This is a genomic window from Nocardioides sp. CPCC 206348 (assembly GCF_048654705.1).
Lineage (GTDB): Bacteria > Actinomycetota > Actinomycetes > Propionibacteriales > Nocardioidaceae > Nocardioides.
The window spans coordinates 13,604-18,979 of the sequence record NZ_JBMCZA010000081.1 but is presented as its reverse complement, the minus strand read 5'-3'; the positions used below and the strand labels follow the sequence as shown (position 1 = coordinate 18,979).

Genomic DNA, 5,376 nt, shown 5'->3' with positions numbered 1-5,376 from the left:
GTGACCGCGCGCTCCGTGGCGTGCTCCTCGCTCAGCCGACGCCGCAGGTCCAGGTCGTGGCCGGCCAGCTGCGCGAAGGGCTCGACGGTCTGCACACAGCGGGTGCTCGTCGAGGTCACGATCCGCGTGACGTCGTACGCGGCCAGCAGCGGGACGAGCCGGTCGGCCTGCAGCTCCCCGGTGCGCAGCAGCGTGCGGGCCGCGTCGTCGCCCTTCCAGGCGCTGCGGGATCGCGCCTGCGCGTGACGGAGTACGACGACCGCGCGGGTCTTGCGGCGTACGCGCAGTGCCGCGGCGAGGGTCTCCCGGTCGCGGTCGTAGGTCAGCAGCGCCGGAGCCTCGTCGAACGGCACCCAGCGGACCTGGTCGATCTCGTGGTTCGGGCGGTACCCGGACACGTCGTCGTCGCCGACCACGCGGCCGGTCCAGTAGTAGACGGTCTTCATCCGGCGGCCGACCGGGTAGCGCTGGGTCGGCAGCGGCGGGCCGAGACGGGCGTGGATGCCCGTCTCCTCCGCCACCTCCCTCACCGCGGCCGCGGTGGGGTGCTCGGCGCGGTCCAGCTTGCCCTTCGGGAACGACCAGTCGTCGTACTTCAGGCGGTGGACGAGGAGCACCTCGCGACCGGGACGGAACACCACCACGCCGGCAGCGAGGATGTCGGGCACGTGGCCTAGTCTCACACCAGATCGACCGAGTTGAGGAGACCCCTTCGGTGTTGCGCCGTCTGACCGCCTTCAGGGCCCGGTCCCGCTGGGTCGTCGTCGGCCTCGTGGTCCTGCTCGTCGCCGTGGCCGGCCTGGTGACCTGGCGGCTCACGCGGGACGACGCCAGCCGGTTCGCCGCGGCCGCGGCGCTGGCCCCGGAGTCCTCTCAGCGGTTCAGCTGGACCGACTGGGCCGGCGTGCGCGACGAGCTCGGCGCCGATCTCTCCGCTTCCTCGTCGGCCGACGAGCTCGCCGACTTCCTGCTCGCCGCCTTCGACCGCGACCTGTCGGCCACGACCGCCCTCGCGGAGTCCGCGCCCACGCTGCAGTCGACCTTCGGGTTCTCCCCCGCCAACGTCGACTGGGAACTGTTCGCGCAGGGCAAGGACGGCGCCGTCGTGATCCTCGGGATGCCCGACGACTTCGACTTCGACGGCCTCCGGTCACGCCTCGAGGAGATCGGCTTCGAGAAGCCCGATGAGGCCGACGGCGTCTGGCGCGGCGGGGTCGACCTGCTGGAGACCCTCGACGGCCCGGTCACGCCCGAGCTCGCCGTCCTGCAGATCGACGAGGAGTCCGGGCTCCTGTTCGGCAGCGACGACCCGAACTTCCTCGAGGAGCGCGGCGACGTCGAGCGCGGCGAGGCGGCCGACGGCATCGCCGCCGTTGTCGACGCTGCCGGCCCGGCCCTCAGCGCGTCCGCCTACACCGGCGACTACGCCTGCGCCGAGCTCTCGATGAGCGGAGCCGACCCGGCCGACCGCACACGGGGTGCCGAGCTGATCGAGGCCGCCGGCGAGGTGCACCCGCTGACCGCCTTCGCGATCGCGGCACAGCCCGCGGGCGACGTACGGGTGGCGATGGCGTTCGAGAACAACGACCAGGCCCGCACCGACGCCGACACCCGCTCGAAGCTCGCCGCCGGCCCGGCCCCCGGCCAGGGCGGCACCTTCCCCGAGCGGTTCAGGCTCGGGAAGGTCGCCGCTACCGACAAGACCGTCACCATGGAGCTCGAACCCGCGGAAGGCACCTTCGTGCTGTCCGACCTGAACCAGGGGCCGGTTCTCTTCGCCACCTGCTGAGCCGGGTTGGGCTCGGGTCAGCAGGAGCGGGTCAGGCGGCCACCTTGTCGGCGGTGTCCTGGGCGCCCGTCGCGGCGCCGGTGGCAGATCGGAACAGCGCCAGGGTCGACAGGGCGCCGACGCCGGCGACGGTTGCTGCACCGATGAAGGCGGCCGAGAAGCCATCGGTGAGCGCTGCCTTGTCGCCGATCTGGTCGGCCCCGTTGGCTGCGGCGATCGCCGTCATCACGGCCAGGCCGAGCGCTGAGCCGACCTGGTAGCTGGTGTTGACGATGCCGGAGGCCAGGCCTCCCTCCTCGGGCCGGGCCGCAGAGATCGCGGTGCCCAGGGTGGGGATGAAGGCGAGCGACATGCCGAGCGCTGCGACCAACGACGCCGGGAGCACGTCGACCGCGTAGGAGCCGTCGGGGTCGATCAACGCGAGCCAGGCGAGACCGGCAGCGAGCAGGACCAGCCCGGTCACCGTGGCGACCTTCGGACCGAGGGCCGCGAGCACGCGCGGCGCGATGGCCATCATCCCGACCATGATCAGCAGCGTCATCGGCAGCAGTGCCGCGCCGCTGGGGAAGGCGGTGTAGCCGAGGACCTGCTGCAGGTAGAGGTTCAGGAAGAACCACATCGGGATCCACGCCGCACCCAGCAGGAGCTGGGCGAGATTGGCTGCAGCGAGGTTGGGTGCACGGAAGATGCCGAGTCGCACCAGCGGCTCATGCCCCCTGGCCTGCCCGATGACGAACCCGGCGAGCAGGACGGCTGCGACAGCGAGCACTCCCCAGGTCTGGCCGGAGTCCCAGCCGACCTCGGGCGCCCGGACGACGGCGTACACGGCGGCACCCAGGCCAGCAGTGACAGTGAGGGCACCCAGCAGGTCCACCCGACGGCCGGTCCCGGCTCCACCGGCGGGCATGACGGACGGCACGACCGCGAGGACGAGCAGCGCGATCGGGACGTTGAGGTAGAACACCCACGGCCAGGACAGGTACTCGGTGATCAGGCCTCCGAGGAAGACCCCGGCGGTGCCACCGGCCGGTGCCGCGGCGCCGTACAGCGCGAGCGCCTTGGGCAGTTCCTTCGGACGGGCACCGAACAGCATGAACAGCAGCGTCAGGGCCGAGGGCGCGATCAGGGCCGAGCCAACACCCTGGACCGCGCGACCGAGGAGCTCGACCTCGACGTTGCCAGCGACACCGGCGACCAGGCATCCGCCCAACAGGACGACCCATCCTGCCGAGAAGACCCGACGGGCGCCGAACACGTCGGAGAGCTTGCCGCCGAGCAGCAGCAGGCCGGCAAGGGCGACGACGTAGGCGTTGAACACCCAGGACAGGTTCTCCTGCGTGAAGCCGAGCTCGACCTGCATCCGGGGAAGTGCGACCCCGATGATCGAGGTGTCCATGATCACCATGAACTGGGCCGCTGCGATGACTGCGAGCCCGAGCCAGCGGCGGTTGGGCGCCGGCGAGGTGGTGGTTGGCATCAGATTCTCCTTTGTCGGGACGTCCCGGGATTCGGGACTTCGTGGTTGCGATTAATACCCTAGGGGGGTACCGTATTCCACGAAGCCGGACCATAGCACCGAATACCGGAGGGGGGTACCCTGAGAACGACGGAGACATCCACCGAGAAGGACAGCCCGATGCCCCAGGACCACGACGCACACCAGCACAGCTACATCGCCAACAACACCAAGGCGGACTACCTCAAACGGCTGCGCCGCATCGAGGGCCAGGCCCGCGGGCTGCAGCGGATGGTCGAGGAGGAGAAGTACTGCATCGACATCCTCACCCAGATCTCCGCGATGACGAAGGCACTCGAGGCCGTCGCGCTCGGACTGCTCGACGAGCACATGGCGCACTGCGTCGTGAACGCCGTCGCAGCGGGCGGCGACGAGGCCCAGATCAAGCTCAAGGAAGCCTCCGACGCGATCGCCCGCCTCGTCCGCGCCTGAACCCCACCGATCCACACCACCTGACTCCCGAAAGGAATCAGCCATGAGCCAGCCCGCCAGCCACACCGCCAGCTACACCGTCACCGGGATGACCTGCGGACACTGCGTCGCCTCGGTCACCGAAGAGGTCCAGGAGATCCCCGGCGTCCAGGACGTCGCGATCGACCTGCCCACCGGCGCCGTCACCATCACCAGCGCCGAGATCCTCGACGACGCCGCCGTTCGGGCCGCCGTCGAGGAAGCCGGCTACCAGCTCGCATGAGCACCCCCATCAGGGTCGCCGGGTTCCTGGCCGCCATCGGCGCGATCTTCGGGATCGCCCTCCTGGTCGGCCAGGTCGTCGGCCCGGTGGACGACGAACCCGCGGGGACGCACGACACCGCCCACGGAGACGAGGAGGCCGCCGAAGGCGAGCACGGGGGCGGCCACGGCGACGGGTCGCCGGCCGAACCCACATCCCGGGAGGTCCCGGGAGGACTCATGGTCTCCCAGAACGGCTACACCCTCGGCCTGGCCGAGCCGGGTTCCCGGGCCGGCCAGGACCGGCCGGTCGCCTTCACGATCACCGGACCGGACGGCAAGCCGGTGACGTCGTACGACGTCGAGCACGAGAAGGAGCTGCACCTGATCGCCGTACGGCGAGACTTCTCCGGCTTCCAGCACGTCCACCCCGTTCTCGACGAGACGTCCGGGGTCTGGTCGATCGACCTCGACCTCACCCCGGGGACGTGGCGCCTCTTCGCCGACTTCAAGCCGGCTGGCGCCGACGCACTCACCCTCGGGACGGACCTCGCCGTCGACGGTGACTACCGGCCCGCAGGTCCCTCGACCGAGAACCGCACCGCGAAGGTCGACGACTACGAGGTCACGCTCGATGGCGACCTGACCGCCGGGTCCGACGCGAAGCTGACCCTGAGCGTCGCCAGGGACGGCCAGCCGGTCACCGACCTCCAGCCCTACCTCGGCGCCTACGGCCACCTCGTCGCGCTGCGCGGCGGCGACCTCGCCTACCTCCACGTCCACCCGGACGGTGAGCCCGACGACGGCACCACGAAGCCGGGTCCGGAGGTGGTGTTCTACGCCGCTGTCCCCACTGCCGGGACCTACCACCTCTACCTGGACTTCCAGCACGACGGCGTCGTTCGCACCGCGGCATTCACCGTCGACGCGGGCGGTGTCGCCACACCGGGCGACGACGGCCCGTTCGACGCCAGCCCTCCCGCCGAGCACGGCGGCCACGCCGGTCACTGACCGGCCCCTTCCACAGGAGACAACGATGACCACGCAGAGTCAGTCAGGCACCCCCGCCGGTTCGATCGAGCTGGCGATCACCGGGATGACCTGCGCGTCCTGCGCCAACCGGATCGAGCGCAAGCTCAACAAGCTCGAGGGCGTCAGCGCCACGGTCAACTACGCCACCGAGAAGGCGAAGGTCACCTTCGAACCCGACGTGGCTCCCGAGGCCCTGGTGGCGGCCGTCGAGCAGGCCGGGTACGGCGCTCGACTCCCCCAGCCGCCCGACGCGCCCTCAGCTGGCGGCACCGAATCACCCGAGGAGCACGCGCTCCAGGTGCTGCGGCAACGGCTCGTCATCTCGGCGGTCCTGACCGGCCCGGTGATCGCGATGGCCATGGTGCCG

At 70.9% G+C, this 5,376-nt stretch carries 7 protein-coding genes; 5 read left to right on the top strand and 2 right to left on the bottom strand.

What is annotated here, in order from left to right; genetic code table 11:
- Window positions 1–668, bottom strand: a 668-nt coding sequence (locus ACOADB_RS04225) for an NUDIX domain-containing protein (RefSeq protein WP_378596676.1), incomplete at its 3' end; no start/stop codon positions are given.
- Window positions 669–715: 47 nt separating this feature from the next.
- Between ACOADB_RS04225 and ACOADB_RS04220 the strand changes: the two genes are divergently transcribed.
- A complete protein-coding gene (locus ACOADB_RS04220; protein ID WP_378596675.1) occupies window positions 716–1,789 on the top strand; it encodes a hypothetical protein in 1,074 nt (357 codons plus the stop codon).
- A 31-nt stretch (window positions 1,790–1,820) separates the two neighbouring features.
- Here the strand turns inward: ACOADB_RS04220 and ACOADB_RS04215 are convergent, their stop codons facing one another.
- Window positions 1,821–3,266 carry an MFS transporter gene (locus ACOADB_RS04215; protein WP_378596674.1) on the bottom strand — a complete coding sequence of 482 codons (1,446 nt, stop codon included), beginning with the start codon at window positions 3,264–3,266 and terminating at the stop codon, window positions 1,821–1,823.
- 159 nt (window positions 3,267–3,425) lie between these two features.
- Here ACOADB_RS04215 and ACOADB_RS04210 point away from each other — a divergent pair, with 159 nt between their 5' ends.
- From ACOADB_RS04210 to ACOADB_RS04195, 4 genes are all read left to right on the top strand, one after another.
- The gene (locus ACOADB_RS04210) at window positions 3,426–3,737 is read left to right on the top strand and encodes a metal-sensitive transcriptional regulator (RefSeq protein ID WP_378596673.1); all 312 of its coding nucleotides are present in this window, start codon (window positions 3,426–3,428) and stop codon (window positions 3,735–3,737) included.
- A 43-nt stretch (window positions 3,738–3,780) separates the two neighbouring features.
- Window positions 3,781–3,999 (top strand): heavy-metal-associated domain-containing protein, encoded by a 219-nt coding sequence (locus ACOADB_RS04205; protein ID WP_378596672.1) that lies wholly within the window; start codon window positions 3,781–3,783, stop codon window positions 3,997–3,999.
- On the top strand, window positions 3,996–4,988 hold the full coding sequence (locus ACOADB_RS04200) for a hypothetical protein (protein WP_378596671.1): 993 nt from the start codon (window positions 3,996–3,998) through the stop codon (window positions 4,986–4,988). Before ACOADB_RS04205 ends, ACOADB_RS04200 begins: the two co-directional genes overlap by 4 nt.
- 25 nt (window positions 4,989–5,013) lie before the next feature.
- On the top strand, window positions 5,014–5,376 hold a 363-nt coding region (locus ACOADB_RS04195; RefSeq protein WP_378596670.1), incomplete at its 3' end, for a cation transporter.